General features: G+C 63.3%; 20 protein-coding genes. 5 read left to right on the top strand and 15 right to left on the bottom strand.

The features are described from left to right. Nucleotides 1–6: 6 nt before the first annotated feature. The 5 genes from CSE6_RS19870 to CSE6_RS19850 all read right to left on the bottom strand — a co-directional run bounded on the left by CSE6_RS19870 (nt 7) and on the right by CSE6_RS19850 (nt 6,493). Nucleotides 7–576, bottom strand: coding sequence for a hypothetical protein (locus CSE6_RS19870; RefSeq protein WP_034354426.1), 570 nt, complete (start codon nt 574–576; stop codon nt 7–9). A 173-nt stretch (nt 577–749) separates the two neighbouring features. Further along, nucleotides 750–2,534 (bottom strand): NAD(P)/FAD-dependent oxidoreductase, encoded by a 1,785-nt coding sequence (locus CSE6_RS19865; protein WP_034377140.1) that lies wholly within the window; start codon nt 2,532–2,534, stop codon nt 750–752. 220 nt (nt 2,535–2,754) lie between these two features. Next, nucleotides 2,755–4,692: a TRAP transporter large permease subunit gene (locus CSE6_RS19860; protein WP_034377139.1), complete on the bottom strand. Its 1,938-nt coding sequence runs from the start codon at nt 4,690–4,692 to the stop codon at nt 2,755–2,757. Beyond that, on the bottom strand, nt 4,689–5,261 hold the full coding sequence (locus CSE6_RS19855) for a TRAP transporter small permease subunit (protein WP_003068125.1): 573 nt from the start codon (nt 5,259–5,261) through the stop codon (nt 4,689–4,691). Before CSE6_RS19855 ends, CSE6_RS19860 begins: the two co-directional genes overlap by 4 nt. A 116-nt stretch (nt 5,262–5,377) precedes the next feature. Continuing rightward, nucleotides 5,378–6,493, bottom strand: coding sequence for a TRAP transporter substrate-binding protein (locus CSE6_RS19850; protein ID WP_003068127.1), 1,116 nt, complete (start codon nt 6,491–6,493; stop codon nt 5,378–5,380). 339 nt (nt 6,494–6,832) lie between these two features. On the opposite strand from CSE6_RS19850, the gene CSE6_RS19845 reads away from it, so the two are divergent. After that, on the top strand, nt 6,833–7,798 hold the full coding sequence (locus CSE6_RS19845; protein ID WP_238585747.1) for an intradiol ring-cleavage dioxygenase: 966 nt from the start codon (nt 6,833–6,835) through the stop codon (nt 7,796–7,798). 8 nt (nt 7,799–7,806) lie between these two features. Here the strand turns inward: CSE6_RS19845 and CSE6_RS19840 are convergent, their stop codons facing one another. The 3 genes from CSE6_RS19840 to CSE6_RS19830 form a co-directional block, all read right to left on the bottom strand. After that, nucleotides 7,807–11,238, bottom strand: a complete 3,432-nt coding sequence (locus CSE6_RS19840; RefSeq protein ID WP_034377137.1) for an AAA family ATPase — start codon at nt 11,236–11,238, stop codon at nt 7,807–7,809. Then, nucleotides 11,235–12,479 carry an exonuclease subunit SbcD gene (sbcD, locus tag CSE6_RS19835; protein ID WP_034377402.1) on the bottom strand — a complete coding sequence of 415 codons (1,245 nt, stop codon included), beginning with the start codon at nt 12,477–12,479 and terminating at the stop codon, nt 11,235–11,237. Before sbcD ends, CSE6_RS19840 begins: the two co-directional genes overlap by 4 nt. A gap of 310 nt (nt 12,480–12,789) precedes the next feature. After that, a complete protein-coding gene (locus tag CSE6_RS19830) occupies nt 12,790–13,056 on the bottom strand; it encodes a DUF2164 domain-containing protein (protein ID WP_012839864.1) in 267 nt (88 codons plus the stop codon). A gap of 241 nt (nt 13,057–13,297) precedes the next feature. Here CSE6_RS19830 and CSE6_RS19825 point away from each other — a divergent pair, with 241 nt between their 5' ends. Continuing rightward, complete coding sequence (locus tag CSE6_RS19825; RefSeq protein ID WP_034377136.1) at nt 13,298–14,272, top strand: quinone oxidoreductase; 975 nt, start codon at nt 13,298–13,300, stop codon at nt 14,270–14,272. A 15-nt stretch (nt 14,273–14,287) separates the two neighbouring features. Next, nucleotides 14,288–15,232: a LysR family transcriptional regulator gene (locus CSE6_RS19820; protein WP_034377134.1), complete on the top strand. Its 945-nt coding sequence runs from the start codon at nt 14,288–14,290 to the stop codon at nt 15,230–15,232. A 78-nt stretch (nt 15,233–15,310) separates the two neighbouring features. Here CSE6_RS19820 and CSE6_RS19815 read toward each other — a convergent pair whose 3' ends face one another. The 3 genes from CSE6_RS19815 to cysK all read right to left on the bottom strand — a co-directional run bounded on the left by CSE6_RS19815 (nt 15,311) and on the right by cysK (nt 19,961). After that, a complete protein-coding gene (locus tag CSE6_RS19815) occupies nt 15,311–16,552 on the bottom strand; it encodes a LuxR family transcriptional regulator (RefSeq protein ID WP_034377133.1) in 1,242 nt (413 codons plus the stop codon). Nucleotides 16,553–16,938: 386 nt separating this feature from the next. Beyond that, a complete protein-coding gene (locus CSE6_RS19810) occupies nt 16,939–18,783 on the bottom strand; it encodes an ABC transporter ATP-binding protein (RefSeq protein ID WP_034377132.1) in 1,845 nt (614 codons plus the stop codon). 257 nt (nt 18,784–19,040) lie between these two features. Beyond that, entirely contained in the window at nt 19,041–19,961 is a 921-nt protein-coding gene (cysK, locus tag CSE6_RS19805; RefSeq protein ID WP_059441288.1) for a cysteine synthase A, read from the bottom strand. Between the two features lie 156 nt (nt 19,962–20,117). Here cysK and CSE6_RS19800 point away from each other — a divergent pair, with 156 nt between their 5' ends. After that, the gene (locus CSE6_RS19800) at nt 20,118–21,059 is read left to right on the top strand and encodes a LysR family transcriptional regulator (protein ID WP_003068150.1); all 942 of its coding nucleotides are present in this window, start codon (nt 20,118–20,120) and stop codon (nt 21,057–21,059) included. A 176-nt stretch (nt 21,060–21,235) separates the two neighbouring features. Here CSE6_RS19800 and CSE6_RS19795 read toward each other — a convergent pair whose 3' ends face one another. From CSE6_RS19795 to CSE6_RS19785, 3 genes are all read right to left on the bottom strand, one after another. Further along, the gene (locus tag CSE6_RS19795; RefSeq protein WP_034377130.1) at nt 21,236–22,600 is read right to left on the bottom strand and encodes an amidase; all 1,365 of its coding nucleotides are present in this window, start codon (nt 22,598–22,600) and stop codon (nt 21,236–21,238) included. A gap of 15 nt (nt 22,601–22,615) precedes the next feature. Further along, nucleotides 22,616–23,293 (bottom strand): DUF2848 domain-containing protein, encoded by a 678-nt coding sequence (locus CSE6_RS19790; protein ID WP_034377128.1) that lies wholly within the window; start codon nt 23,291–23,293, stop codon nt 22,616–22,618. Nucleotides 23,294–23,367: 74 nt separating this feature from the next. After that, nucleotides 23,368–24,687, bottom strand: coding sequence for an MFS transporter (locus tag CSE6_RS19785; RefSeq protein WP_059441287.1), 1,320 nt, complete (start codon nt 24,685–24,687; stop codon nt 23,368–23,370). 404 nt (nt 24,688–25,091) lie between these two features. Between CSE6_RS19785 and CSE6_RS19780 the strand changes: the two genes are divergently transcribed. Beyond that, the gene (locus CSE6_RS19780; RefSeq protein ID WP_223305621.1) at nt 25,092–25,256 is read left to right on the top strand and encodes a hypothetical protein; all 165 of its coding nucleotides are present in this window, start codon (nt 25,092–25,094) and stop codon (nt 25,254–25,256) included. On the opposite strand, the gene CSE6_RS19775 is transcribed toward CSE6_RS19780, so the two are convergent. Next, a complete protein-coding gene (locus tag CSE6_RS19775; protein ID WP_034377401.1) occupies nt 25,240–26,154 on the bottom strand; it encodes a DMT family transporter in 915 nt (304 codons plus the stop codon). The genes CSE6_RS19780 and CSE6_RS19775 overlap by 17 nt on opposite strands. Nucleotides 26,155–26,180: the final 26 nt, after the last annotated feature.

The following is a 26,180-nucleotide window of genomic DNA, read 5'->3' as shown; positions in this document are numbered from 1 at the left end:
GACGGCCTAGCGAACCGTGTAGTTGAGCTGGAACATCACGCCGGCATTGCCCAGCACATTGATCTGGGTGCCCCAGTTGCTGTTGAAGTCGTAGCCCACGGCCGGAATGGCCGTGATGCCCCAGCCATGCCTGTTGTTGAACGGGATCTTCTTGTTGTACGGAAACTTGTAGCCGTGAATGATGCCGCCCGTGACCTTGAAGAAAAGGCCTGGCACGCTGTCAAAAGGCCTGAATCGCCAGCCGTAATAGGCGTACTGGCTGGGCTGGCCGAAGGAGTTCCTGAAATAGGCAAATCCCGCGATATGGCGCTCGTCCAGCTCCTTCTCGGCCTGGATCAGCCAGACATAGGCGTGCTTTTGTTCGTCGGGCTCGAAATCGTTTTCCTTTTTGGCATCGGAGAAATGCCAGTCCAGGGGGGCGTAGCCGAGCATCCAGCCCGATAGCGCCGAGGGCTTGTCGGCGCTCTTGTCCGCCGCAGCAGCGGGATCACTGGTTTGTGCGCCGGCACTGGCGGCTGCCAGCCAGCAGGCCAGTCCCAGGGACACGGAGGCAGGGGCAGGTCGCAGAGGTTTCATGGAGACGCTTGGCGTGCAATGAAGTCACCAGCGTAGCGATGCCAAACCTGGTGCATTGTCAGTCAGCGTCCAAAAACTTGTGAAGCCATGACGTCTGGTATGGACGCGCCCATCAAAGGCTGCCAGCAGCAGGGCTGGCATGCCTGGGGGGCAGCGCGGCTGCCTGTCCCCGATTAGAGGGCGCCGCCCGAGCCGCGCGCGCCCGAGGAGGGCACCTCGACGCCGAGAATCGCGGCTGCAACGGCCTCGCCGACCTTGATACCGTCCACACCGGCCGACAGAATGCCGCCCGCATAACTGGCACCTTCGCCAGCCGGGTACAGACCGCGCGTGTTGTCGCTCTGGAAGTCGGCGCCGCGACCGATCTTGACCGGGGACGAGGTGCGGGTTTCCACACCGGTCAGCACGGCATCCTTCATGTCGTAGCCGCGAATCTTCTTGCCAAAGGCGGGCAGGGCCTCGCGCATGGCTTCGATCGCATAGGCGGGCAGGGCCTGGTGCAGATCGCCGAGGCTGATGCCGGGCTTGTACGAGGGTTGCACCTCGCCAAATTCGGTGGAGGGCTTGCCAGTCACAAAGTCGCCCACGAGCTGGCCGGGCGCACTGTAGTTCTGGCCGCCGAGCACATAGGCTTGGGACTCCAGCTGGCGCTGCAGCACAATGCCGGAGAGCGGGTGATGCTCGCCTTTTTGCAGCTTTTCGACGCCGAAGGTCTTGCCGTCGAAGGCCCAGGCAAAGCTCTCGGCGTCTTGCGGGTAGTCTTCGGGGCTGATGGCACAGACCATGCCGGCATTGGCATTGCGCTCGGCGCGCGAATACTGGCTCATGCCGTTGGTGACGACGCGCCCGGGTTCGCTGGTCGCTGCCACCACGGTGCCGCCCGGGCACATGCAAAAGCTATAGACGGCGCGGCCATTTTTGGCATGGTGCACCAGCTTGTAGTCGGCAGCGCCCAGCAGCGGGTGGCCGGCATCCTTGCCCCAGCGGGCGCGGTCGATCACGCTTTGCGGATGCTCGATGCGAAAGCCCACGGAGAAGGGCTTGGCCTCCATGGCCACACCGCGCTCGTAGAACATGGCAAAAGTGTCGCGCGAGCTGTGGCCCAGAGCCATCACGGCATGATGGGTGGGCAGCGCATAGCTTTGGCCTGTGGCCTGGTCGAGCACCTGCAGGCCGACCAGCTGGCGCTGGCCGTCGACTTCTTCGATCTGTACATCGGTCACGCGCTGCTCGAAGCGGATTTCTCCGCCCAGGCGCACGATTTCCTCGCGAATGCCTTCGACCAGCTTGACCAGCTTGAAGGTGCCGATATGGGGGTGAGCCGCGTAGAGAATTTCGGGCGGCGCGCCATAGGTCACGAACTCGGTCAGCACCTTGCGGCCCAGATGGCGCGGGTCCTTGATCTGGCTGTAGAGCTTGCCGTCGGAGAAGGTTCCGGCGCCGCCTTCGCCGTACTGCACATTGGACTCGGGCGTCAGCTCGCGCTTGCGCCACAGGCGCCAGGTGTCCTTGGTGCGCTCGCGCACGGTCTTGCCGCGCTCCAGCACGATGGGCTTGAAGCCCATCTGGGCCAGCACCAGTCCGGCAAACATGCCGCAGGGTCCAAAGCCCACGACCACGGGGCGCTCGTTCATATCCGCCGGGGCCTGGCCCACGGGTTTCCAGCTCATGTCGGGCGTGGGATTGACATGGGGGTGGTCGGCAAACTGCGTCAGCAGCGCGGCCTCCTGGCCCTCGTCGGCCAGAGTGATGTCGACGATGTAGACGGCCAGCAGCTCCGCCTTGCGCGCATCGAAGCTGCGTTTGTGCACATGCAGCTTTGCAATGGCGGCGGACGCAATTTCCAGGCGCTCGGCCGCAAGCTGCGTGAGCTTGTCCGTAGGCTGGTATTCGGTGTGGTTCTCGGGGTGGTATTCAACCGCCGAGAGAGGGAGTTTGAGTTCTGCGATCCGGATCATGGCTTGTACCTATCAAGCAAGGGTCTGGATGGTACGGCAAAGACCTGATGACTGCGCGACAAGGCCATGGTGACCTCGAGCTTTGTTGTGCTTATCGATTCTAAAAAGATAGCTTCTTGCGCTTGCTCCATCTCATGTTTTCATCTCTATAAACACGAAGTTACTATGTAGCAAGCGCAGCCAGCTATGTATTTGATAGTGATGTGCTGATGGCCTTTTGTTATTTGTAGAGCAGTTGCGGCAGCCACAGACCGATCTGCGGCCAGATGTAGAGCAGCACGATGGCCAGGATTTGTATGCCCATGAAGGGCATCATGCCCACGAAAATCTGGTTGAGCGTCACCGAAGGCGGTGCCACTCCCTTGAGGTAGAAGGCAGACATGGCCACGGGTGGCGAGAGGAAGGCCGTCTGCAGATTCAGCGCCACCAGCAGGCCGAAGAACAGCGGGTCAACGCCAAAGTGGTTGAGCAGGGGAATGAAGATGGGCATGAAGATGACGATGATCTCGGTCCACTCCAGCGGCCAGCCCAGCAGAAAGATCACGACCTGAGAGAGGATCATGAACTCTATCTTGCTGAGGTTCATGGACAGCACCCAGCGCTCTATGAGCTCCTGCCCGCCCAGCAACGCAAAGGCGGCGGAGAAAATGGCCGAGCCCACAAACAGCCAGCAGACCATGGCCGAGGTTTTGGCAGTCAGGTACACGGACTCCTTGACGACATTGAGACTCAGGCGCTTGTAGGCAGCGGCAAGCACAAAGCCGCCCAAGGCGCCCATGGCAGCCGCTTCGGTCGGCGTGGCCAGGCCAAAGACAATGGAGCCGAGTACGGTCAGGATCAGCACCACCAGCGGAAAGAACGAGCCCAGCAGCATCTTGAAGATTTCCAGCCGCGCAAAACTCAGAAACAGATAGAACAGTGCGGTGCAGGTCCCCAGCAGTGCAAAGCCAATCCACCACCAGGTGGGGGCTGGCTGGGTTTCAGCCTGGCTGGCAGCAGGCACGCCCGGTGCGTTGCTGCCTGTTTCAGGCTCTGTCGGCGCCGTTGCTGCCACCGGGGCGGAGGACTCTGAGCCGGGCGGTTCCTGCAGCCCCCCTTCTGTGGGTGGTTCCTGCAAGCCACCTTCTATGGGCGGCTCGGCAAGGCCGGTGCCGGAGCTGGAGGAGCTGCCGCTTTCCATGCCTATGGGCTGGATCTCGAACTGTTCCTGCACCTTCGGCGTCGTCACTGCCTGCCAGCTGCTCGCAGCCAGCAGCAGGAACAGCATTCCGGGCAGAACCACCACGGCCAGCTGGCGCAGCAGGTAGCCCGTGGGAACCTGTGCATTGCGCTGGCCTTTGAGTGCGGCCAGCAGGCGCATGGGGGCGTATTGCTGAGCGGTGGCGGGCAGCTCGCGAGTCAGGGGCGGTAGAGCTACCTGGCGCTCGGCGGCTGACAGCGGTGGTGCCCAGGCCGGCTTGATCTTGGCCATGAGAATCACATAGCCCACGTACAGGCCGGCAAGCATCAGGCCAGGGAAGAAAGCGCCGGCATACAACTGGACGACGGAAACGCCTGCTGTCGCGCCATAGAGAATCAGCAGCACCGAAGGCGGTATCAAGATGCCCAGGCAGCCACCCGCCGTGATGGCCCCTGCCGCCATGGACGTGCTGTAGCCGGCACGCAGCATGGTTGGCAGTGCCAGCAGGCCCATGAGCGTGACCACGGCGCCCACAATGCCGGTGGCCGTGGCAAATACGGTGCAGGTCACCAGCGTGGCCACAGCAAGCGAGCCCGGCACGCGGGCCATGGCCAGGTGCATGCTTTTGAACAGCTTTTCGATCAGGTTGGCGCGCTCGACCAGATAGCCCATGAAGACGAAAAGGGGGATGGCGATGAGCACGTCATTGGTCATGCTCTTGTAGGCTGACTGCACCATCAAATCCAGTGTGCGTGTGGTATCTCGCTCATAGGCCAGCCAGGTGAAGATCATGCCCATGCCCATCAGCGTGAAGGCAGTGGGAAAGCCCAGCATGATGGCGACCACCACCAGCGACAGCATCAGCAGGCCCAGATGGCCGTTGGTGATGTTTTCTACGCCCAGCAGCAGCACGATGGCCGAGAGCACGACCAGGGCCATGATGGAAAAGCCGAACCAGAGTTCCTTGCGCATCTTCATGCTTTGCCCTCCTGCACCATTTCCTTGAGCTTTTCCACATCCACTTCTTCCACGTCTGCGCCGCGACGGGGCCACTGGCCGTCGCGCAGGCACAGCATGCAGCGGGCGATTTCAGCAAGACCCTGAAGCAGCAGCACGCCACCAGCCAGCGGAATCATGAATTTGAATGGATACAGCGGCAACGGATGGGCAGAGAAGGTCTGCTCGCGAATGTCCAGCGATTCGTGGGCATAGGTCCAGCCGGCCCAGGTCAGCGCCAGTACGCCAGGCAGGAAGAACAGGATGTACAGGCACAGATCCACGGCAGCCTGCGCACGCGGGCTGAAGAAGCCGTACAGGACATCGCCGCGCACATGGCCGTTCTTGGACAGGGTGTAGGCGCCGGCCAGCATGAACATGGTGCCGTAGAGCATGATCTGTGCATCCAGCACCCAGGCGTGAGGTTTGTTCAGTGCGTAGCGGGAGAACACCTCCCAGCTGATCAGCATTGTCAGCAGCACCACGGCCCAGGCCGCCACCTTGCCGATAAAGGTCGAGAACGCATCGACAGCAAGCAGAATTTTTTGCATGGCAGTCTCCGCTGCGTGATGCAGCGAGGTGCGAAGAGGATGGGATGCCCGCCTGCCGGGGCGGGGTTGCGGGAGGCAGACAGGCGCAGCCCCTTCTGGGCTGCGCTGTGTCGGCATCAACTGCGTTTTTGCGCGAAGTAGTGGTTCCAGGCCATCTTGAAGTCGAGGTCGGTATCGTTTTGCCAGCGCCCGCTGCGCTGGGCAAACGTGCGCATGGAGTCCATCACCCGCTTGAACATGGGGTTCTCGGCGGCCTTCTTGGATGTCACCTTGTCCCAGGCGGCCAGTTGGGCGCGCAGGATGGCGTCGGGTGTCTTGTAGAACTTCACGCCCTGCTTGGACTGCATCTCTGCATAGTCCTTGGCATAGCGGTCGGTGGCCTTCCAGCTCATGTCGGCGCTGGCGGCCTGGGTGGCGTACTCGATGATGGACTTGATCTCGGCCGGCAGGGCGTTGAACTTGGTCTTGTTGAACAGCACCTCGAACTGCTCGCTCGACTGGTGAAAGCTTTGCAGCATGCAGTTCTTGGTCACATCCGGAAAGCCCAGCACGCGGTCGCTGGATGCATTGTTGAACTCGGCGGCATCCAGCAGGCCGCGATCCAGGGCTGGAACGATCTCACCGGCAGGCAGCGGGTTCACTGCCAGACCCATTTCCGTAAACACATCCACGGCAAGGCCGACGGTGCGGAATTTCAGTCCCTTCAGGTCCTCCACCTTGGCCACGGGTTTCTTGAACCAGCCCAGCGGCTGGGTCGGCATGGGGCCGTAGAGTTTGGAGACCACATCCATTTTCAGGCCGCCGTAGATCTCGTCCAGCAACTCCTTGCCTCCGCCATAGTTGTGCCAGGCCAGCACCATATTGGCATCCATGCCAAAGGCCGGTCCGGACCCCCACAGCGCTACGGCCTGGCTTTTGCCATACCAGTACGCAATCACGCCGTGTCCGCCATCCAGCGTGCCTTTGGATACGGCATCCAGCAACTGGAATGCAGGCACCACGGAGCCGGCAGGCAGCACCTCGATCTTGAGGCGGTTGCCAGTCATGTCGTTGACTTTCTTCGCGAAGTCCTGGGCAAACTCGTGAAAAATGTCCTTGGCCGGCCAGGTACTCTGAAAGCGCCAGGACGTGGTCTGGGCCGTGCTTATCATGGGCACGGACATGGCGGAAGCAGCCACCGCGGCACCTTTGAGTAGGTTGCGGCGGCCGGTTTTCTGGGTCTCCTGTGTCATCTACTTCATCTCCTCTGGGTGGTTATCCTGGCCTTCCGCCAGTGCATGCATCTTTGAAGCGAGTGACAGGCCGGCGCAGAGGGTTAACACCAGACTTGATGGGTGGATGGCGACTTGAAGTCTTGATGTTTATTTAGTGAAATCAATCTATTACGCCCGAAATCAAAGTGGTGTTTGCTATGGATTGGTGAGTGTTTGGCAGTGCTGGAGATCTGCCGGTTAAGGGTAATTTGGGGGGCGCTGCGTAGATGTATCGTTGCGGTAAAGCTCGCAAGGCAAGCGCCTGAATGACTTGCCGTGCACTAGCATGCAGCCAGTCTGACTTGACGCCAAAGCTCCATGCCCCATTCATCCTCCGACTCTTTCCTGCCGCTTACCCGCAGACATTGGCTGCAGCATTCCGGTGCTGTGCTGGGGGTGCTGCCCGTCATTCCCTTGCTCGGCTGCGCAGCTCCCGCTGCGGAGTCGGTGAGGAGCGTGGGGAACGCGGCTGCTCCATGGCTCAGCGGTGGTACGGCGGCCATCACAGCCGCTGTGCGCGGCATCAACCCGTTTGCCAGTGCCGGGCTGGCGGGCAGTTGCCGCCTGACCTGCGAGGCCACCATCGGCCCCTGCCACACGCTGTCTCCCGAGCGCATGGATGTCAGCGATGGCTGGGATGGCCTGCCGCTGCATATGCAGATCCGCGTGGTCAACGAGCGCTGCGAGCCGGTGTCGGGCACGATTGTCGAGATCTGGCATACCAATCACACGGGCGGTTACTCGGGCCAGATTCACCGCATGTGCAACAACGATGCCGCCGATGTGAACAAGCAGTTCTTTCGCGGCTATCAGCGCACCGACGGCCATGGCGTGGCGCGCTTCGACAGCTGCTACCCAGGCTGGTATCGCGGCCGTGCCGTGCATGTGCACTTTCGCATTCTGCAAGGCAGCTACGACCCGGCGGACAGCGCTGCATCGTGGCTGACCAGCCAGCTGTTGTTCAGCGATGCGCTCAACAGCGAGATCTTTGCGCAGGCGCCGCTTTACAAGGACAAGGGCCAGCCCGATACCCGCCTGGATGTGGACAACGTGGTCGGGCAGGAGCTGGACAAGACGCCTTATGTCTTCGATGTGCAGAACCTGGGAGGGGTGATGCTGGCATCGAAGACCGTGGTGGTGCGCAGCGACAGTGCCGACAAGCTCTGCCAGGTCAAGGGCTCCATGCCGCCAGGCGGCCCGGGTGGGCCAGGAGGTCCGGGGCGGCCCGGCGGCATGCGGCCGCCGGGCCCGGGCATGATGCCGCCACCTCCGCCTGGCACCTGAACCAGACTTCAGATCACCAGTCTGGAGTAGCCGATTCCGGCCGCTTTTTCCACGCGGATCTGCGCCGGAATACGCTCCTTGAGGGCTTCCACATGGCTGATGACGCCAATCATCTTGCCGCTGGCGTTGAGTGCGTCTAGCGCGGCGAGGGCCATCTCCAGCGTATCGCCGTCCAGCGTGCCGAAGCCTTCGTCGAGGAACAGCGAGTCAATCGAGGTCTTGCTGCTGACCAGATCGGACAGTGCCAGTGCCAGTGCCAGGCTGACGAGAAAGGCTTCGCCGCCGGAGAGCGTGCGCGTGTCGCGCGCCACATCGCCCTGCCAGCCGTCCACGATGTCCAGCTCCAGCTCGCCAGTGGGCTTGCGCCGCAGCAGATAGCGACCGTGCAGGCGCTCCAGGTGCCGGTTGGCCAGATGCAGCAAATGGTCCAGCGTCAGCCCCTGTGCGAACTTGCGGAACTTGTCGCCCTTGGCGGAGCCTATCAGGCTGTCCAGGTGTTGCCAGAGATCGCTGTCCTGTTCCTGCTCGGCAATCCGGGCCAGCAAGGCTTGCTGGCCCGTGCGGCGGTCATCGTCATCTTTGAGGCGGGCGCGGTGGGCGCCCAGCTGCTCGGCCTGCTGGGCGCGTTCGGCTTCCAGCTGGGTAATCTGCTCGGTAATGGTTTCGGGTGCTTCATCGCTGAGCGCCTGTGTCTGCAGTGTGGTCAGGCGCCGGCTGGCGTCTGCCTGCAAGGCGGCTGCGCGTTGTGCCGCGCCCTGAAGCTGGTTGCTCAGTGCCTGCAGACCTTGCTGTTCGGCATCGGACAGCAGGGCTGCGGAGTACTGCGCCTCGTCGGAGAACGGGCTGGCCTGCAGCGCCTGCTGCCATTCGGCCTGGGCCTGCCGCGTCGATTGCTGCAGCTGCTCGAGCGTGGCTTGTGCCTGGCTTGCCTGACCTTGCAGCCTGGCCAGCTGCTGCGCAGTCTGCTCGAGCAGGGTTTTGCAGTCATGCAGCGTGGCGGCGGCTGGCGCTGTACAGGCGGTGGCGTCGGCGGGCAGATCGGGCAGGGCCTGGCTGCGTTGCAGCCAGTGCTCGGCATCCTCTGCGGCTTGTTCGACCTGGCGTTGCAGCAGGTCGATCTGCGGGGTCAGCTCTTGCATTGCCTGTTGCTGGCGCTGCCATTGCTGCCATTCCTGCTGACGCGCATCCAGCCAGTCTGCGGTGTCCGCGCTCTCGGGCAATGCGTAGCCTGCCGTCTGCAGGGCAAGCTGCAAGCGAGTTTGCAGGTCGCCGGCCTGCTGCATCAAGGCTTGCAGTGCCTGAGCGGTCTGCTCCTGCTGCGTCAGATTGTTCTGCAGAGCCTGCTGGGTGCTGGCCTGTGCATGCTCGATCTGCTGCTGGTGTTGCAGAGCCGCCTGGCAGGCGTCCTTGGACTGTTGCAGCTGGCGCTCGGCAGTTTCGGCATCGGCCAGGTTCTGCTGCAGCTGCGCAATCTGCTGCCCGGCTTCAGCGCAAGCGGTGCGCAGTGCTTCGGGTTGCTGCCATGCCGTTTCATCCAGCGGCACTGCGCTCTGTGCGCGCAAGTCAGCCCAGCGTGACAGCCATTTTTCAATCTGCTGGGCAATGGCCTGGTGCTGCTCCTGCTGCAGCTGCTGCTGACCCTGGGCAGTGGCCAGCGCGGTGTTCAGCTGCTCGCCCTGGCGCTGCAGCGACTCGAGTTCGCTCTGTGCCTGCTGCAGCGCAGCGGCTGTGGCTGATACATCCAGCGCCGCGTATTCGGTGATGGCTGGGTGATCCTGAGACCCGCACAGCGGGCAGGCTTCGCCGGGCTGCAGCGCGGCGCGGTGCTCTTGCAGGCTTTGGATGAGGCGCTCCTGGTCAAGCAGGGCTTGCTTGTCGGCCACCTTTTCCTTGAGCGCCTTGTACTGCGCACGCAAGTCATCGCGTTGCGCCAGCTGCTCTTGAATGCGGGAATCAACGGAGCTCAACGCCTGCGAATTGCGCTGCTGCTGCACGTCCAGGGGCTGGCGCAGTGCGGCATGTTCCTGCAACTGCTGCCAGTGATGCAGCTGGCGCTCTGCGCTTTGCCAGTGGCTGCGCAGCTGAGGCAGGCTGCCGTGCGTGGCCAACTGCTGCTGCAGGGCTTGCTCTGAGGCCTGCTGCTGTTGCAGCGTCTGGGAGACTTGCCGTGTCGACTGCGTGGATTGCTGTGTCTGTGCATCTGCTTGCTGCTGCAGTTGCCGGGCGAGCTTCTGCAACTGCGTCATCTGGCCTTCTGCCTGGACGGTTTGCCGTTGCAGTTGCTGGCCTTGCTGCAGCTGCTCGCGCCAGCCGCTGAGGTTCTCGCCCAGCAGAGCGTGGCTGGCATGGACTTGCAGCCATGCAGCCAGATTAGCCTGCTGATTCTGGGCAGACTCCAGCTGCAGCCTTGACTGCTGCAGCTGATCGCCAGCCAGTTGCCGGGCCTGTTGGTGTTGATGCCATTGCGCGCTTTGGGCTTGCAGCCGCAGGGTATGCAGTTGCTGCAATTGCGCGGCCTGTTCGCTTTGCTGGTCTTGTGCCAGCTGCCAGCGATGGTGCATGGGCTGGATTGCCTGCGCAGGTCCGTGGGCCTGCAGGCGCAGCAAATCGTGCGCGGCATCACTCAGCGCTTGCTGGGCGTTCGCTTGTGCATTGCGCGCCTGCTCCACGTCCTCCATGGCCTGCATGGTCTGTACCTGCCAGCGTTGTACGGTTTGCAGCTGCTGGTGGCGTGCCTGCAGATCCGTCAAGCCGGTCTGTAGCAGTGCCGCCTGGGATTGCAGCTGCTCGCGTGTGCCTGCATCCAGCAGTTGCATGCCCTGTGCCTGGGCCTGTTGCTTTTCCAGGGTCTGGCGGGCGTCGCGCGCTCTTTCGAAAACGGACTGCGAGATGCGACCGTAGATATCGGTGCCGGTCAGTTCTTCGAGCAGCTCGGCGCGCTCATTGGCCGTGGCCTGCAAGAAGGCGGCAAAGCCTCCCTGGGCCAGCAGCATGGACTTGGTAAAGCGCGCAAAGTCCAGTCCGGTGATTTCGGCGATGCGCCGGGTTTTGTCCTTGACGTGGGTGGTGAGTATGCTGCCGTCCGCCACCAGTGCCAGCTCCACCCTGGGAGCTTGAAGGGCAGCATCCGGCTTGCCGCGCGCGCGGCGCTGGCTCCAGAAGGCGCGGTAGGCCACGCCCTTGACTTCGAACTCCACCTCGGCTTCGCACTCACCGGTGTGGCGCGTCATGATGTCGTTGCTGCCGCTGATGCTGTCGAGGCGCGGCGTCTGGTGATAGAGCGCAAGGCAGATGGCATCGAGCAGCGTGGACTTGCCAGCGCCCGTGGATCCGGTGATGGCAAACAGGCCGTTGTCGGCAAAGGGGGTAGCGGTGAAGTCGATGTTCCACTCGCCCTTGAGCGAGTTAAGGTTCTTCAGCCGCAGTTTGAGAATTCTCATGCCGCAGCTCCTCGTTCGTCGTCGAGAGCGTTCAGCACCTGCCGATAGCGCTCGGTCAGCGCCGATTGCAGTGGCGGCTCAAGGCTCTCCTGGGCCAGCCGGCGCGCAAACACATCGAGCGGGGTGAGTTCATCGAGCGACTCGCGGGCCTCGCCGGACAGCTGTGCCGCAGCCTGGCTGCGCTGGCGCTTGATGCGCAGAATCTCCACGGGCAGCGACTCGGCCATGGCCTGCACGCGCGCCGTGAGGTCGGAGAGATAGTCGTCTTCCTGTACCGTCACCTCCAGCCAGACCGGCCGATCGGCCTGTGCCTGGGCCGAGGCAGACTCCAGCAAGGCAGGCATCTGCGCCAGACTGCCGGCGATGGAGGCCATGGGCTGGAACACCGGCACGGGCAGGGCGGTGACGGCCTGCAGCCCGCCGGCATTGAGATCCACCAGCAGTACCTGCTTGGTCTGCCTGGCTTCGTCAAAGCCCAGCGCGATGGGCGAGCCGCTGTAGCGGATGTGATCGAGCCCGCCGACGAGCTGCGGCTTGTGGATATGGCCAAGGGCGATATAGCAGGCTGGCGGGAAAGCATTGGTCGGAAAAGCCTCCAGTGCGCCTACATAGATTTCACGCACCGATTCATTGCTGCTGGCACCCACCGTGGTCAGATGGCCGGTGGCAATGATGGGCAGCAGTTCGCCCTGGCTGGCCTGTATCTCATTCTGAGTTTGAAGGGCTGCGGCATACACGCGCTGGTAGGTGGATGCAATCGCGACTTGCAGTGCCTGCTGCTTGTCCTGTGCGCTTTGTCCGGCCTGGCTTTGCTGCACATCACGCGGGCGGATGAAGGGCAGTGCGCAGACGATGCAGCCAGGCTCCCGCGCTGTGCCACGTCGCGGCAACGTGACGGCATGCCGGGCCTCATCACCGGTCGAGCTGACCACCTGGGCGCCCAGGTAGGTCAGCAGCTCGCGGCTTTCATCGAGCACGCTGACCGAGTCATGATTGCCCGCCAGGATCAGCAAGGCCGTGCCTGCGTCGTGCAGGCGCACGATGAGCTGGTTGTACAGCTCGCGCGCATAGCTGGGCGGGGCTCCGGTGTCGAAGATGTCGCCGGCGATCAGCACGGCATCCACGGCATGGGCCTGCACCTGAGTGAGCAACCAGTCGATCAGGGCCTGATGCTCGGCCTGACGGCTGCGGCCCATGAAGTGCTGGCCCAGATGCCAGTCGGAGGTATGGAGAAGACGCATGCGGCGATGGTATGCCAGCCGGCCCCCGTCTTGCTCGCTGTCCAGCCGTTCTTGCGATAGCTCCTGCTCGAACAAGGCATGGCCTTTGGCCCAGCCGCCACCCCAGATCAGGTCCATGGTCTCGGCCAGCGCCTCCAGGCGCGGTTCATCGAGGTCCGAGCGTGCATGCTCGGCCTGGAACAGGCGGTAGAGCGCGGCCTGGCTCATGCCTTCATCCCTGAGAGCCTGGGCCAGCACCACCAGCGTCCCCGCAGTCGGTGCCGGCTGGTCTGGCCGCAAAGCTGTTTGCAGGCGTTTGGCTGGAATCATTTCAGCGCTTGCCAGCGCGCTTGGCCGTCCAGTAGCTGAATTCTTCCTTGCCGACCTCATAGTCCAGCTCCTGCAGCCTGGCCTGCAGGTTTTCCTGCACATCGGCCACGGCACGGTTGTAGATGCTGGGGCCTATTTCCGCGAGAAAGAAATTCAGCAGGGCACCGGATTGCATATTGCCTATGGGTTCGTCCATGTTTTCGCGGAAATAGCGTTCTATGGAGGCAATGGCCTGCTGCTGCGCGTGTTTGGGGAGTTCTATGCTCATTGATCAAGCTTTCTTGTAAATCTTCTTTCGCTTCAAGCGTCTGATTTCGCTTTAGCTGACTGGCTACCTTGTCTCGCAACTGGCGGTGTGTCAGTGGCAGTCCGCTTCATGGCTTCGGCCAAGCACGGAGCGTCATAGGGTGATTGCTGCACCACATGCACTTATTATGTGCATGTGCTCATGTTGATGCACGCAGGTGGCATGAATACGATGGTTTCTTCGTTATTCACAAGGAAAAGTCATGGCCCTCGCCATTCGAATCTACAGCTCAGGTGCGCCCGAAGTGATGCAGCTCGAAGAGCTGGATCTGCCGTCACCGGGGCCGGGCGAGGTTCTGCTCGAGCAGACCGCCATCGGTGTCAATCCTCTGGATGTCAATCAGCGCAAGGGCCTGGTGCCGATTGCATTGCCTTCGGGCCTGGGTCTGGAGGGCGCGGGAACAGTGGCCGCCGTGGGCTCGGGAGTGTCGGGCCTGAAGTCAGGGGACCGTGTCGGCTACGCAACCGGGCCGCTGGGCGCGTATGCCAGTGCGCGCTTGTTCCCCGCTGATCGTCTGATCCGGCTTCCGGACAGTCTCGCGGATGACGCCGCCGCGTCGGTCCTGTTCAAGGGCATCACGGCTCAGTACCTGCTCAAGACCACCGGCCAGGTGAGTCAAGACAGCCGAGTCCTGATTTATGGCGCTGCCGGTGCTCTCGGACAGCTGATGTGCGCGTGGGCCAAGCATCTGGGCGCCCAGGTTCTGGGCGTCGTCTCCAGGCCCGCCAGCGTGGAACGAGCCAAGGCGGCAGGCTGCGATCAGGTGTTTGTCTTTGATGCGCAGACACTGGTATCCCAGGTGATGCAGGCCACGCAGGGACGAAAGGTGGACGTGGTCTACGACTCCATCGGAAAAGACACTTTCCTGGCTTCGCTGGACTGCCTGCGACCCAGAGGGCTGATGGTGTCGTTTGGTGCCACATCGGGCCTGCCGCCTGCCATTGAGGTCGGCGTGCTCAATGCCAAGGGCTCGCTGTTTCTGACCCGTCCGTCTCTGGCCGCGCATACGGCAACGATAGAGGAATATCAGAGCCGTGCGCAGGACGTGCTTGACGCCATCGCAGCCGGCATACTCACGCCTCGCATATGGAAAAGCTACGCGCTCAGGGACGCAGCCCTGGCGCACGCAGACCTGGAGCAAGGACGCTCGCAAGGCTCGATCATCCTCACCCCCTGAATCGCTATAGACGCCATGGAGATATTCGACAGCCAGCACACGGATGAGCTCGCCACGCTGGTCGCGCTGGCGGACCAGGGCTCGTTTGCCGCTGCGGGACGATTGCTGGCGCGTCACCCTTCGGTGCTCTCCAAGCGCATGCAGGCGCTCGAGCGAAGACTGGGCGTGCGTCTGGTGGAGCGCACCACGCGCCAGCTGCATTTCACCAGCGAGGGCTGGCGACTTGTCGAAAAGCTGCGCCAGGCTGCCCATCTGATTCGGGATGCAGAGCAGGAAGCGGCGCAGGGAGCGCAGGAAATACGGGGGCGCCTGCGCTTGTCCATGCCCGCGACGATGGGGCGGCGGTGGATCAGCCCCATGCTGGCGGATTTTTCCCTGGCCTACCCGGAGGTAGCGCTCGAAGTGGAGTACAGCGAGCGCATCGTGGACATTGTGGGAGAGCGTTTTGACGCCGCCATACGTATCGGTAATCTGGCGGACAGTCGGCTGGTTGCCACGCGGCTATGCGATCAGTATCGCCTTCTGTGTGCATCCTCCAGCTATCTTGAGCGCCATGAAGCGCCAGACAGGCCTGCGGATCTCGCTCATCACAACTGCCTGGGCTACACCGGCCTCCTGGATTTTCCGCAATGGCGACTGGTTCAGTCGGCAGGAAAGAGGGCTGCGAAGACCGCCGAATCGGTGCGCGTCAGCGGCTCCATTCTCAGCAACGACAACGAAGCTTTGCTTCATGCGGCAATCAAAGGGGTGGGCATCATTGCCGGCAGTGACTGGCACCTCATGCCCTCCATCCATGCTGGAGAGCTGGTCCGCATATTGCCGCAATGGACGTTGGGAGATACCGGGGGCATCTACCTGCTACGACCTTCGGGGCAGTACAACACGGGCGCCATGAAGGCGTTCAAGCAATGGGTGACGGAGGCTTTCGCGGCGGCTCCCTGGCGGCCCTCAGACCGCTGATGAGTCCTGCCTGCCCTGCTGCTTCCGGGCGATGAGTACAGGCCGCTCAAGGCCTGGAGCGCGGTTGCCGCGCGAGGATCAGGAGCCGCTCTTGCTTCCCAGCCAGGCAGCGCTATTGAGAAAAAAGCGTACCAGCTCGCTTTGACGGCGGGCGCCGGTCTTGGAGAAGATGGAGCGCAGGTGAGCTCTTGCGGTATTGAGGCGAATGCCCAGCGCTTTGGCTGCTTCCTCCAGCGTCAGGCCGTGGGTCAGCTGGATCACCAGCGCGGTCTCCGCCGACGTGAGCTGAAACAGCTGCTGGGCCAGGTGCGCCGACGGATCGGCCTTGTCATCGGTGTTGCGCATGAACACCGCGACGCAGGGACGGCTCTTGGCCTCTGCGTTTTCACCCGAGGAAATGCTCTGGACGACAAGCCCCCAATTGAGCTGACCCGAAGGACGGGCAATCGAGATGCCTTCGGTCATGACGGATGCGGATGCCAGGGAGGACAGCAAGGCATCCTTGACCAGTCGCTGGAGCTTTCGGTTGTCGCCGGCATATTCAGCCTCCAGCATGCCGCCGGAGATCCTGAGCCCATCCTGAGCATCGAGAATGCCTTTGGCTGCAGGATTGCTTTCCAGCACTTGGCCATTCTGGTCCAGGATGACGACACCTACCATCAAGCGAGCCGTGACAGTGCTGTACAGCGACATGACCTGGCGATCATGGTGCAGCGCCAGATGCATGTTCAGCGCACGGCGGATATGCGGCATGATCATGCGGCCCAGATCCAGATCCCGCTGGCTGAAGGCCGGTTCTGATTCGGGGCGCGTGATCCGCAGGCCGTAGACACTGCCATCGGTAGTCACGATATCGGCAGCCATCACATGGAAGATATTGTGCACACGGCACCAGTCCTTGTAATAGACGCTGCTGCGCCATTCGCTTTCGGACATCAGGTCGGGAATGGTCTTGAATTGCTCCTTGGGCATGCCAAGGAAAGGACTGTGCTCGCTGTAGACGTCGTGCGTAAGCAAGCCTTCGAGCCCTCCGGATGCGGTGACCACCAAGCCGATATTGTCTCCCTCGGTCTGGCGGATGATCAGCACTGCAAAATTGCTGCGCATATGCGTGCGAATCACCTCCAGGCAGGGAACCCAGGCCTCCGGCAAAGAAGCCGCATCGTAGAGGTGATTGATGAATTCGCTGAAGCGCTCCGCACCGATCAGCTCTGTTGTCTCCGGGTTCTGAACTCCGGATGTCGAGCCATCTTTGAGAGCAAAAGTCATTGAGGCTTGTGCGTAATCGATGGGTTTCAGTTTGCCGTAGGTGGGGCTCATTGCGTTGACCTCTTGCTGTCTCGCATTATCAGTGCCCCTCATTGGCCTGCTTCGTTCAATGCCGTCGTATGAACGACACAAAGCCATCTGGCAGCTCTTGATCGGGCCGTTGTGCAGTACTTGCTTCAGCAAGCTGAGCATCGAATGTGCAATGAACCTGTCTAGCCAATAGTTCAACGCGCCCCTTTGTGATGCGATCCATGGCGGAGAGGCTCGCACTCTTGCAGGCTGGAGCTGAAACCTATTGCTGCGTGTGGGGTGGATGCATGCAAAAGGGGAGCGATGCTCCCCTTTTGTGATCTCTGGCGCACGCATGCGATGAGCGGCGTGCACCCTTGTGCCAGGCGCTATGGGCGATTGTGGCTTGAACTCACGACAAGACTGGCTTATTGCACGGCTTCGTCCTGGTCGGCCAGGAAGCCGCCGCTTTGGTGCGCCCAGAGCTTGGCGTAGATGCCGCCGCGCTGCAGCAGTTGCTGGTGCGTGCCTTCTTCCACGATATGGCCTTCGTTCATGACGATCAGGCGATCCATGGCAGCAATGGTGGACAGGCGGTGGGCAATGGCGATCACGGTCTTGCCGTCCATCAGCGAGTCCAGGCTTTCCTGGATGGCAGCTTCCACCTCGCTGTCCAGAGCGCTGGTGGCTTCGTCGAGCAGCAAAATCGGAGCGTCCTTGAGCATTACGCGCGCAATTGCCACGCGCTGGCGCTGGCCGCCCGAGAGCTTGATGCCGCGCTCGCCGACCTGGGCGTCATAGCCGCTGCGGCCCTTGAGGTCGGTCAGCGTGGCGATGAAGTCCGAAGCCTCGGCCTTGTCGGCCGCGGCCTGCATCTCGGCTTCGCTGGCGTCAGGGCGACCATAGAGGATGTTGTCGCGCATGGAGCGGTGCAGCAGCGAGGTGTCCTGGGTCACCATACCGATGGCACTGCGCAGGCTGTCCTGCGTCACGCTGCGAATGTCCTGGCCGTCGATGGTGATGCGCCCGCCTTGGGGCTCATGAAAGCGCAGCAGCAGGTTGACCAGCGTGGACTTGCCCGCGCCCGAGCGTCCGATCAGGCCGATGCGCTCGCCAGGACGGATGTGCAGGTTCAGGTGGTCCAGCACCTTTTTGCCGCCAGCCTTGTAGCCAAAGCTCACATCCTCGAAGGCAATCGCTCCTCGCGTGACCTGCAGCGGCTTGGCGTCGGGTGCATCGACGATGGTGCGCGGCTTGGTCAGCGTGGTGATGCCGTCCTGGATGGTGCCCACGTTCTCGAACAGGCCCGTCATCTGCCACATCACCCAGTGCGAGTAACCCATCAGCCGCAGCGCCATGGCAATCACGGCAGCCACCACGCCCGCAGATGCCTGAGCCTGCGTCCACAGATAGAGCGCCGTGCCGCCGCTGGCCAACAGCAGCAGGGCAATCATCAGGTGGTTGGTGATCTCGAACAGACTGACCAGACGCATCTGCGCATAGCCCGTGGCCTTGAAGGCTTCCATGGCATTGCGCGCATATTCGGCTTCGCGGCGCGTGTGGGCGAACAGCTTGACGGTGGCGATATTGGTATAGGCATCGGTGACGCGGCCCGTCATCATGGAGCGCGCATCGGCCTGCTCCTTGCCGATCTGGCCCAGGCGCGGCACAAAGTAGAAGCAGGCGGCGGCATAGGCAATGAACCACAGTGCAAACGGAATCATCAGCCGCCACTCGAAGCTGGCGGCCAGAATCAGAATGCCGATCATGTAGACGCCCACGCCCACAAACACATCCACCACCATGAACACCACTTCTCGCACCGACAGCGCGGTCTGCATGATCTTGGTGGTGATGCGGCCGGCAAACTCGTCCGCATAGAAGGACATGCTCTGGCCCAGCATCAGCTTGTGAAACACCCAGCGCAGCCGCATGGGGAAGTTGATGGCCAGCACCTGGTGCATGACGGTGGTGTGCAGGGCCAGCAGCGCCACGCTGCCCAGCAGGATGGCGGCGATGCCCAGCACCGTGGCTTGCTGCTCGGCCCAGAAGTTGGCGGGCGAGACCGTGCCCAGCCAGTCCACCACGCGGCCCATGATGGCGAACAGCACTGCTTCGTAGGCGGCCAGCAGTGCCGAGGTGAGGGTCATCAGACCAATCCAGCCGCGCATGCCTTGCGTGCAGGCCCAGACAAAGGCAAAAAAACCTTTGGGCGGGACCTTGGGCTCCTGTGCTGGATAAGGTGGAACCTGTTTTTCAAAAAATCGGAACAAGATGGAAATTCTCCCGGTTCATGCTTGTGGCATATCTTGTCCCCATGGTAGGGGAGTGCCCTGGATTGGTGTCAAGCGTACGGGATGACCGCTTGTCCCATGGGCCATTGGTGCGGGCCTGATGAACGCATGGCGCGCTCGGGCTATAGCGGGCTGTAGCGGGTTATGGCGGGCCATATAGCGTGCTGTTGCGGAGGCCTGCGCGGAAAAAAAAACGCCGCATCTTGTGCGGCGTGGCAGGAAAGCGCGCGGCGCGATCAGGCGTTGGGCAGGAAGCCTTCCACCGACAGGTAGCGCTCACCCGTGTCGTAGGCAAAGCCCAGCACCCTGGCGCTGGGTGGCAACTCGGGCAGCTTCTGCGCAATGGCGGCCAGCGTGGCGCCCGAGGAGATGCCGACCAGCAGGCCTTCCTCGCGAGCGGCGCGGCGCGCGTATTCGCGTGCGGGCTCGGCCTCCACCTGAATCACGCCGTCAAGCAGGCTGACGTCAAGATTCTTGGGCACAAAGCCGGCGCCGATACCCTGGATGGGGTGGGGCGCGGGCTGACCGCCGGAGATCACGGGCGATGCCGCGGGCTCGACCGCATAGACCTTGAGATTGGGGAACTTGGCCTTGAGCACCTTGGCCACGCCGGAGAGGTGACCGCCCGTGCCCACGCCGGTGATGAAGGCGTCGATGCCGTCGGGGAAGTCGCGCAGGATTTCCTGGGCCGTGGTGGCCTCATGCACGGCCACGTTGGCGGGGTTCTCGAACTGCTGGGGAATCCAGGCGCCGGGCGTCTGGGCGGCCAGTTCCTGGGCGCGGGCGATGGCGCCCTTCATGCCTTTTTCCTTGGGAGTCAGGTCAAAGGATGCGCCATAGGCCAGCATCAGGCGGCGGCGCTCGATGCTCATGCTCTCGGGCATGACCAGGATCAGCTTGTAGCCCTTGACGGCCGCGACCAGGGCCAGGCCCACGCCGGTGTTGCCGCTGGTGGGCTCGATGATGACGCCGCCGGGCTTGAGCGCGCCGGATTTCTCGGCGACTTCCACCATGGACAGCGCAATACGATCCTTGATGGAGCCGCCTGGGTTGCTGCGCTCGGACTTGATCCAGACGTTGGTATTGCTGCCGAACAGACGGTTGATGTGAATGACGGGCGTGTCGCCAATCGTTTGCAGAATGTTGTCAGCTCTCATCGGACCTCCGCGAATAAGGGATGGTGGGACAGTGGATCGCAGCGCAGGCTGTCTGCGCAGACACAGAGCATTGTGCACGCAAGCGTTGTGCGAATGGGCTATATCGATATGACCCGAAAAGTGGGCAAGGCCGCGGGCGATGATTAACATCGACCCATGAATCTACGGTTTCTGGAAACCTTTGTGCTGCTGGCCGAGCTGCGCAACTTCCGCATGACGGCCGAGCGGCTGTTCACCACACAGGCAGCTGTCTCCAGCCGCATCGCCACGCTGGAGCAGGAGTTCGGCGTGCGCCTGTTCGACCGCGGCGTGCGCGAGGTCACGCTCACGGCCGACGGCGCCAAGGCCCTGGTGCATGCCGAGCGCATGCTCCGGCTGATGCGCGAGATGCGCGAGGACATGCTGGACAAGCAGGCCTATGCGGGCGTGATCCGCATCGGCGCCATCGAATCCATCGTGCACAGCTGGTTCCCCGACTTTCTCGCGCTGCTGCAGCAGCGCTATCCGCGCCTGCAGGTGGAGATCGCCTGCGACACCACCATCCATATGTCGGAGCAACTGCTCAAGGGGCAGCTCGATGTCTCGCTGCAGGCCAAGCCCGTCTCCGGCGGCGCCATCGCCAATCTGTCGCTGGGCGAGTTCGCCATGGCCTGGGTGGGCAGCCCCAAGCTGGGCATAGGCGACGAGACCCTGAGCCTGGCCGAGCTGGCGGCTTTTCCCATCATGAGCTTTGCGCGCGGCTCCGAGCCGTATGCGGTGATCGAGCAGCTGTTCAGCGCCGAAGGCAGCGCCTCGCCGCACATGAACTGCATTGCCTCGGTGGCGACCATGATCCGCGTGGTCTGCGACGGCCTGGGCGTGGCGGCCGTGCCGCCGGCCATCATCCAGCGCGAGCTGGCCGAGCAGCGCCTGCGCCTGCTGCGCGTGGATCGCGAGTTCCCCTCGCTGCCGCTGGTGGCCTGCTGGCGCAACGATCATCAGAACCCGCTGGCCGAAACCGTGGTGCGCGCCGCCGAAGAGGTGGCCACGGCCTTTGCGCTGAACCATGGCCAGGCCGTGGCGCGGCTGCCCGGCACCCGTCTGGCAGGGGACGCATAAAGCGCAGGAGCAGGCACAAATGGTGCGGGCGCCAATGCCTGCCGTGCATTGGAGTGTGCCTCAGTACTGAATAAAAAAGGAGCTGCTAGCGCCTGATGAATATCGATTTCAGAGTGTTTCCTATCTGAAATCAATTGCAGTCAAGCGCTAGCAGCTCCTGTTTTTTTTCTCTGCAATCAGGCCTGGGCCAGCAAAGCCTCCACGGCCAGCGCCACCGACAGCAGGCGCTGGTCCTGACCGGCCGTGCCGGCCAGGCTCAGGCCCACGGGCGCTTCGCCCGCGCGGTGGCAGGGCAGGGACACCGCACAGCCGTCGAGGAAGTTGATCAGCGTGGGATTGCGCAGCATCAGCCCGTTGGCCGCGAAATAGGCTTCGTCGCTGGCCTCAAGCTCGGCAATCTTGGGCGCGATCACGGGCACCGTGGGCATGAGCATCAGGTCGTGGTCGGCCATCTGCGCCTGGACCAGGGCAATCCACTGCTGGCGGCGCGCCAGCAGCTCGATGTAGTCGGCCGCGCTGATGTCCTTGCCGCGCAGAATGCGCGTGCCCACGCGCGGATCGTATTCGGCCAGGCGGCCGGCGCCGTCGATATGGCTGCGGTGCCAGGCCCAGGCCTCGGCGGCGGTGAAGCCACCCTTGGCATTGATCTGCGCAAGCTCGGCAAAGGGCGGCACCACGGCCTCGGTGATCTGCACGCCGGCCGCGTACAGCAGCGACAGCGCACGCTGCCAGGCTGCGGCCACGGTGCTGTCCATGCCGTCCATCACCACATTCGTGGGCACCAGCAGGCGCAGGCCCTGCAGCGAGGCCGCGCGCAGCTCGCCATGCGACTGGCCCGACAGCACCGCGTCCAGCGCGGCGCAGCAGCGCACGCTGGGCGCCAGCGGTCCGATGGAGTCGAGGTTGGCAGACAGCGGCAGCACGCCCTGCATGGAAACGCGCCGCGCCGTGGGCTTGAAGCCGGTCAGGCCGCACAGCGCCGAGGGAATGCGCACCGAGCCGCCCGTGTCCGAGCCGATGGCGGCCAGCGCCATGCCGTCGGTCACCGAGATGGCCGCGCCCGAGGACGAGCCGCCGGGAATGCGGCCGCCGTCGATGTCACGCTGCCAGGGATTGCGCGGCGTGCCGTAGTGCGGATTCAGCCCCAGGCCCGAGTAGGCGAACTCGGTCATATTGGTGGTGCCCACGATGACCGCGCCCGCGCGGCGCAGGCGCTGCACGACTTCGGCGGTCTGCGTGGCGGGTGCGGCATCGGCCAGCAGTCTGGAGCCGCCCAGCGTGGGGTGGCCGGCGATGTCGAACAGATCCTTGACCGAGATGGGCAGGCCTTCGAGGGGCGAGCGTGCCAGGCCGGCCGCGCGCAGCGCATCGCTGGCGCGGGCTTCGGCCAGGGCCTGCTCGCGCAGCACGCGCGTGAAAACGCGCGGGCCTTCGCCTTGCGCGGCGCGCTCCAGTGCCTGCTCGGCCAGTTGCACGGCGCTGGTCTGGCCTTGGGCCAGGCGGTGGGAGACCTGGTCCAGGCGGGGAGAGACTGAAGTCATGGGCAGCTCCGGTGTTCAGGCGACGATATCCAGCAGTTCGCTGCGGTAGCGGTGGCGGATGCTGCGCTGGCTGCGCGGGTCGTACAGCTCCATGGCGAACTGCGTGGCAGGGCGTATGCCGCCGATGGCGGCCATGGTGCCGCAGGTCATGCCGCTGCCTTCGGGCAGCTGGCTCTGGCCGCCGGTGTAGCCTGCGATCAGGTCCTGGGGCGTGCGCAGGCTGGCCAGCGTGCCTTCCTGGTACAGCACTTCGCGGCCGTCCTCCACGATCCAGGAGCGCAGGATCAGCTCGTCCCAGTGGCCGGCCACATCGGCAAAGCGCCAGGCCTGGGTGGCCACGGGCTTGATGCAGGCCTGCTTGGAGAAGGCAACGCTATAGGCTTCGAGCTTGCGATCGGTGTGGTCCGAGGCCAGGCTCACGAACATCTCGCCGTCATGGCTGAAGACGAAGACCTCGGCCTCGCCCGAGGAGTCCGGGCCGAGTACCTGCAGCGTGCTGCTCTGGCTCAGCTGGTTGCTGGCGATGCGGTAGTACAGCGGAACGGCGCTGGGGCGCGGAATGCCGAGCGCGGCCAGCTCCTCGATGTGGTGCTCGATGGCCGCATGGTCGCGTCCGGCCCAGCCGGCGACGATCAGGGTGTCGAAGATGGGGGCCAGGGTCTGGCCTTCGGGGGTGGTGAATTGCAGTTGCATGGCGGAAAGCTCAAAAAGGGGAAGGCGGGGCCGTGGGCCCCGCATGGCGGCGCTGCGCAGGCAGCGTCAGGAGGTCACTGCTTCTTGACGAAGAGCGCGACCAGGAAGGCGGCGAGGAACTCCAGCGCGGCCACGAAGTACAGCCCCGAGGACAGCGAGCCGGTGCTGGTCTTGAGCGCGCCGATCATGTAGGGCGCCACAAAGCCGGCCAGGTTGCCAACGGAGTTGATGAGGGCGATGCCTCCGGCGGCCGCCGTGCCGGCCAGAAAGGCGGAGGGAATGGACCAGAACACGGGGAAGGCGGCGAGGATGCCGACGGAAGCCAGCGTCAGCGCGCACAGGGCCAGCACGGCGTTGTGCAGGAACATGCCGGTCAGGATCAGGCCTGCTGCGGCGATCAAGGCGGCGATGGCGCTATGCATGCGGCGCTCGCCGGTCTTGTCCGAATGCATGCCGTTCCAGACCATGGCCAGCGTGCCGGCGAGAAAGGGAATGGCCGAGATCAGGCCGATCTGCAGATTGTTCTGGATGCCGATCTCCTTGATGATGGACGGCGACCAGAAGGCGATCGTGGCGTTGCCGCTGACGATGCAGAAGTACACGGCAGCGCACAGCCAGACGCGGTAGTTGCGGCAGGCGTCGGCGAAGGAATGCTGCTTGTGGCCCTGCTGGCTTTCCTCGGCCACGGCGGCGCTGACGGCGCGCTGCTCGGCGACGCTCAGCCACTTGGCGTTCTCGGGTTTCTCGGGCAGCCAGGCCAGCACGAAGAAGCCGGCGATCACCGAGGGAATGCCTTCAAGGATGAAAAGCCATTGCCAGTTGGCCAGATGGCCCACGTCCTGCATGCCGTTCATGATGGCGCCCGCGATCGGGCCGCCCACGGCGCCGGCGATGGCGAACGAGGTCATGAACAAGCCGTTGATGCGCGCGCGGTGGCGGGCCGGGAACCAGTAGGTCAGATACAGCACCACGCCGGGAAAGAAGCCCGCCTCGACCACGCCCAGGATAAAGCGCAGCACATAGAACATGGTGGGCGTGGTCACATAGGCCATGGCCATGGAGGCAGCACCCCAGAGGATGGTGATGCGCGCCAGCGTCTTGCGTGCGCCGATCTTCTCCAGCAGCAGGTTGCTGGGCACTTCGAACAGGAAGTAGCCGATGAAGAAGATGCCGGCGCCCAGGCCGTAGACGGCCTCGCTGAACTGCAGGTCCTGCAGCATCTGCAGCTTGGCGAAGCCGACGTTGACGCGGTCTATCCAGGCCAGGACAAAGAGAAAGACCAGAAAGGGGATCAGGCGCCAGGTGATCTTGCGGTAGGTGGCGTCCATGTCGGGGTGCGCGTGCGCACCGGCATGGCCGGCAAGAGGGTGGGTGGCGGAAGCCGGGCTGCTCATGGGGAGTCTCCTGTATGCGAAAGTGCAGCGGGCACATGGGGCGCTTTTGCCGGCGCTCCTGTGTGTCTTGGAACATGGGGGTGCGGCGCGGGCCGGTGTTCCTGTGGCGGCAGTATCGAAAGGCAGCGAGGGGCTGTCCAACAAGAAATTCTGAGCGGCCCTGAATGCAAATTCTTATGAGCAGAGATGGTGCGGGCTGTGCACCGGCATGAGGCAGGCGCGCATCGATAAAACGCGGGAAAACCCTAGGTGATGCGCGCGGCCGATGGCAGCGCCGGGCAGGCCGATGGCCCGGCGCTGCAGGGCTTGTGCTTGATTCAGGTCAAGCCCAGGGGAGATGGTGTTTCCCCTTGGGCCTGCAATCGGGAACAATGGGGCAAAGTCTGTTTGAGGGAGGACTGCACTTGCTCACGTTCAACACAATTCTGGTGCTGCTGGGGGTCTGTTGCGTAGGCCTGCTGGTCGGTTTTTCCTGGCGCGAGCAGCGCTGGGGCCCCTGGGTCATGCTGGTGTTCGTGGTCAGCCTGCTGTCGCTGATGAGCTACGCGATTCTCAATCTGCTGCTTTAGCACCGCAGGCGGGGGCCGGGCGGGTACGCAGCGGGGCCTTCCACAGCTCGGCCAGCAGCAGACCGGCAATCGTCATGATGCCGCCCACGGCGTGGTAGGCCGCCAGAGGCTCGTTCAGGGCGAAAGCCGCGATCAGGGCGGTGAAGACCGGGATCAGATTGAAGAACATGCTCGATCGCCCGGGCCCCAGCGTCTGCACCGCCTTCATCCACAGCAGCGGCGCGGCGATGGACGCCATGATGCCGGCGTAGCCCACTAGCGGCAGGTTGCTGGCGTCAAGCCCGGTCTTGGGCGAGAAGAGATAGAGCGGGAACTGCACGACCACGGCAACCAGCACCTGCAGATACAGCAGTTGCACCGTGGCCAGGCGCGGCATTGGCCAGCGCTTGAGCAGGATGTTGTAGACCGCGTAGGCCAGCATGGCCAGGAACATCATGGCATCGCCCAGATTCAGTCCCTCGGACGCCAGATGGCTGAGCCGGCCCGATGAAACCACCAGCGCGACCCCCGCAATTGCCAGCAGCGAGCCCCAGATGCCGCCATGCGTGAGTGGCTGGCCCAGCATGAACACGGCCAGGGCCAGCACCAGCATGGGCGTGAGCGAGCCGATGATGCCCATATGCGTGGCCGTGGTGAAGTGGGCGGCGTAATAGGCCAGGCTTTGGTAGATGACCATGCCCAGCACGCCCAGCACGAAGATCCGTGGCAGCAGGGGCTTGATGTCGGCGCGCTGGCGCCAGATCGAGGGCAGGACGAAGGGCGTGAACAGTACGGCGGCCACCAGCCAGCGAAAGAACCCGATCTCTGCCGCGCTGATGCTGTCTGCGGCCAACTTGCTGACCACGGTGTTGACCGACCAGATCAGCACCGCGCCCAGTGGTAATAGGTATGCACCCATATGAAACTCCTTGAGGTGCTTATGAT

The sequence above is a fragment of the Comamonas sp. E6 genome (assembly GCF_001010305.1).
In the GTDB taxonomy this organism is placed as follows: domain Bacteria; phylum Pseudomonadota; class Gammaproteobacteria; order Burkholderiales; family Burkholderiaceae_C; genus Comamonas; species Comamonas thiooxydans.
The sequence above is the reverse complement of the archived record's forward strand: the minus strand, read 5'-3'. Positions and strand labels throughout refer to the sequence as shown.

Excerpts from the sequence above, each read along its gene's own strand:
- CSE6_RS19870 (WP_034354426.1), bottom strand. The coding sequence starts at position 576 with ATGAAACCTCTGCGACCTGCCCCTGCCTCCGTGTCCCTGGGACTGGCC.
- CSE6_RS19865 (WP_034377140.1), bottom strand. The coding sequence starts at position 2,534 with ATGATCCGGATCGCAGAACTCAAACTCCCTCTCTCGGCGGTTGAATAC.
- CSE6_RS19860 (WP_034377139.1), bottom strand. The coding sequence starts at position 4,692 with ATGAAGATGCGCAAGGAACTCTGGTTCGGCTTTTCCATCATGGCCCTG.
- CSE6_RS19855 (WP_003068125.1), bottom strand. The coding sequence starts at position 5,261 with ATGCAAAAAATTCTGCTTGCTGTCGATGCGTTCTCGACCTTTATCGGC.
- CSE6_RS19850 (WP_003068127.1), bottom strand. The coding sequence starts at position 6,493 with ATGACACAGGAGACCCAGAAAACCGGCCGCCGCAACCTACTCAAAGGT.
- CSE6_RS19845 (WP_238585747.1), top strand. The coding sequence starts at position 6,833 with ATGCCCCATTCATCCTCCGACTCTTTCCTGCCGCTTACCCGCAGACAT.
- CSE6_RS19840 (WP_034377137.1), bottom strand. The coding sequence starts at position 11,238 with ATGAGAATTCTCAAACTGCGGCTGAAGAACCTTAACTCGCTCAAGGGC.
- sbcD (WP_034377402.1), bottom strand. The coding sequence starts at position 12,479 with ATGCGTCTTCTCCATACCTCCGACTGGCATCTGGGCCAGCACTTCATG.
- CSE6_RS19830 (WP_012839864.1), bottom strand. The coding sequence starts at position 13,056 with ATGAGCATAGAACTCCCCAAACACGCGCAGCAGCAGGCCATTGCCTCC.
- CSE6_RS19825 (WP_034377136.1), top strand. The coding sequence starts at position 13,298 with ATGGCCCTCGCCATTCGAATCTACAGCTCAGGTGCGCCCGAAGTGATG.
- CSE6_RS19820 (WP_034377134.1), top strand. The coding sequence starts at position 14,288 with ATGGAGATATTCGACAGCCAGCACACGGATGAGCTCGCCACGCTGGTC.
- CSE6_RS19815 (WP_034377133.1), bottom strand. The coding sequence starts at position 16,552 with ATGAGCCCCACCTACGGCAAACTGAAACCCATCGATTACGCACAAGCC.
- cysK (WP_059441288.1), bottom strand. The coding sequence starts at position 19,961 with ATGAGAGCTGACAACATTCTGCAAACGATTGGCGACACGCCCGTCATT.
- CSE6_RS19800 (WP_003068150.1), top strand. The coding sequence starts at position 20,118 with ATGAATCTACGGTTTCTGGAAACCTTTGTGCTGCTGGCCGAGCTGCGC.
- CSE6_RS19795 (WP_034377130.1), bottom strand. The coding sequence starts at position 22,600 with ATGACTTCAGTCTCTCCCCGCCTGGACCAGGTCTCCCACCGCCTGGCC.
- CSE6_RS19790 (WP_034377128.1), bottom strand. The coding sequence starts at position 23,293 with ATGCAACTGCAATTCACCACCCCCGAAGGCCAGACCCTGGCCCCCATC.
- CSE6_RS19785 (WP_059441287.1), bottom strand. The coding sequence starts at position 24,687 with ATGAGCAGCCCGGCTTCCGCCACCCACCCTCTTGCCGGCCATGCCGGT.
- CSE6_RS19775 (WP_034377401.1), bottom strand. The coding sequence starts at position 26,154 with ATGGGTGCATACCTATTACCACTGGGCGCGGTGCTGATCTGGTCGGTC.